The 2,533-nt window shown below is 43.7% G+C and carries 4 protein-coding genes; 3 read left to right on the top strand and 1 reads right to left on the bottom strand.

Annotated elements, in window-relative coordinates; all coding sequences use genetic code 11:
* Together QZV24_RS10395 and QZV24_RS10390 are read left to right on the top strand one after the other, a co-directional pair.
* The coding region (locus QZV24_RS10395) for an N-acetylmuramoyl-L-alanine amidase (protein WP_294523574.1) at nucleotides 1-456 on the top strand (456 nt) is incomplete at its 5' end.
* Nucleotides 457-458: 2 nt separating this feature from the next.
* Entirely contained in the window at nucleotides 459-611 is a 153-nt protein-coding gene (locus tag QZV24_RS10390; protein ID WP_294523572.1) for a hypothetical protein, read from the top strand.
* 77 nt (nucleotides 612-688) lie between these two features.
* Here the strand turns inward: QZV24_RS10390 and QZV24_RS10385 are convergent, their stop codons facing one another.
* Complete coding sequence (locus QZV24_RS10385) at nucleotides 689-1,450, bottom strand: hypothetical protein (protein WP_294523570.1); 762 nt, start codon at nucleotides 1,448-1,450, stop codon at nucleotides 689-691.
* A gap of 389 nt (nucleotides 1,451-1,839) precedes the next feature.
* Between QZV24_RS10385 and QZV24_RS10380 the strand changes: the two genes are divergently transcribed.
* Nucleotides 1,840-2,019, top strand: coding sequence for a hypothetical protein (locus QZV24_RS10380; RefSeq protein ID WP_294523568.1), 180 nt, complete (start codon nucleotides 1,840-1,842; stop codon nucleotides 2,017-2,019).
* The last annotated feature ends 514 nt before the right edge of the window (nucleotides 2,020-2,533 follow it).

Below are 2,533 nucleotides of genomic sequence, written 5' to 3'. Positions count from 1 at the left end.
CTTCTAAGGGCGGGCTGCTATGTGGAATTGCTCCAGAGCCATAACCTTAATGGTGAGGCCCCGGAGTACGGCAAAAGTGTGGTGGAGTCTGCCAATGACTGGGAGGCGGATGTGTTTGTGAGTATTCACTGCAACGCCTTTGATACCACTGTTCGTGGGGCAGAAACCTTGGTATATGACATGACTGGCGGCGGCAAGACGCTGGGAGATTGTATTCAAAAGCAGCTGGTGGAAACTGTTCAGAAAATTGATCCAGAGTTTCCGGACCGAGGGCTGAAAAGCCGCCCCCTGCTATGTGTACTCAGGTCAACGGAAATGCCCGCTGTTCTGGTAGAATGCGGATTTATCGACAATGATTATGATGCACTTATTATGATGTACCGCCAGCAGGCTATAGCCGCCGCCATAGCCAGAGGCGTGACGGACTATTGGCAGAAGATCAGCCGGGAGGAATAGCAATGAATGAATTTATTGCAAACTGTAAAAGGCTTATCCGGGCCCTGGACACCGTCTCCGATGAAGGGCTTACTGCTCTGGCCAATCTCCTTCGCTACGAGCCAGGGAAGATAAGGCAGGATATTAAGGCATTGAAGAAAATTATGGGGAAATAAAACCGAGCCCGGTAGTATTATCAAACTACCAGGCTCTTGTATTGCAATTATTTAGTTGAGTTATAAGTTGTTCTTATTTATTGCTGACCAACAAAGCTCAGGCCGTCACTTTTACCTCCATACTTCATATTCTGAAGGTCTGTTAAACCAATAACATATCCTTTTAAGCTGACCTGTGCATTATTTTGTATACCATTACCGTTGCCAACAACATCTACAGATACATAAACTCCGTCATTCGTTCTGATCATGGCATTGAAACACTCTTGACCTATAAATTTGCGAGCTGCATGGTCTGGAGGATAGTGCTGAATATTATATATTGTCCCTGTTATAGTAACAACTTTACCATAAAAGTCCCACGGCTTTTGCATAGCCTGTTGTGTATTAAGCGGTTCTCCGGGTTGGTTAGGAATATAATCGGGATATTTTTTTATCAATTCTAATGCTTTTTTGATATTTTTATGGTCATCATCCTTTTGTGTAGCAGTATCCCACCCAGTGGTGATTTCCTTAGTCATTTCTTCTTGCTTTTTTGCTTCTTGTTTAGCTTTTTCAGCAGCTATTTCCTCTGGTGATTTTTCAGCCTTTTCAGTTACTTGAGCAGATTTAGTGGAGTCGCTTTTGGTAGAGGATGAATTACCACTCATACCAAAGCCCAAAAGCAATGATACAATACATACCGCTCCAATTATTCTTTTGGTTTTACTTATTTTTTGATAAACAGGATCGTCTTTATAATTATCTCCTGCATTTTTCCTCGCATTTGCTTTTTTCCGCCAATACACTATAAAGGCAATAAGAGTTACGAAAAAAATAAAAAACATAAACCCTGACATAAAAATCCCTCCCAAGTTTTGTATATGTATTTCCTATGTGGATATAATTCTCCCCCCCGTGGATATTCCTTCTTTATAATGATTATTTTTCACTTTTATTTGAATGCTCATCCGAAATACATAGGAATACATTGCCAGAGCAGGGCTCTAAATGTTAAAATTAGTTAACAATTTTTACACGTTCTTTAACTCCTTTCTTTGTTTGCATTCGTTCCATTTCATCACGGAAGCCCAGAACCTCCTTTAAAAGTGGACATAATAGTTTTCGCTTCTTGCTCATGTGGCTTCCGGGGTCCGCTTTTGCAGGCCTTCTTTTTTGTAAAAATATATTGTGTAAACAGCTGTCATGATATACCATATAGGCAGTTTCATAAAGGGAAGGGATTCTTTTGGGATATAAAGATTATGCCACTTTAAGCAAAAAAATCCATAAGAGTTTGCTTGAAGTAAAAGACATGCAGGGAGAGCTGGCGGAAATCGATGCCATGCTGGATGACATGAGCAGAAAGATTGGCCCAGTGGATGAGGCCACCTGGCACGAACTGGAACGGAGAAGAAATATTCAGTGACAATACGACTTAGGGCTGCATTATATGCAGCCTTTTTTTATTTTAGGGGCGGCGGTCGGGGTGTGGGCAGCGTTGCCACAATCGGACGCACACGGCTACTCCATATGAGGTGGGGCGGAAATAAAAGCAGACAGGGGGAGCGTGAAACGCGGCTGGATGCGGATACAAAAGCCCATGCCATACTCATAGCACTACATCCATAGGCAGGAAAAAGGCGTCTTACTAAAATTGGGAAGCTGGTCCTGAAAGGGCGGGTACTGGGGCTGTGCCCCAGCTCCCTCTGACAAGACTTGGTTTTGGAAAGAACTCCTTTCCGCCGGCACGACTTGAAACATAGCTGCGTCAGCAGCGCAGTGAAAAGTGGTGCTGTGCGGGGACTGAACAGCGAGGTGGGGGCGGTGGCTGGAATGAGTGGAGGGAACCGTAACGGAAAGACAGCTACCGCAAACTGACCCCATAGCAGTCGATATATATCTTCTGGTGAAAGGGTATGGACCAGATCTGGATATGGACA

The organism is uncultured Anaerovibrio sp. (genome assembly GCA_902786545.1).
In the GTDB taxonomy this organism is placed as follows: Bacteria; Bacillota; Negativicutes; order Selenomonadales; family Selenomonadaceae; genus Anaerovibrio.
This window is presented reverse-complemented; position numbering and strand designations above follow the sequence as displayed.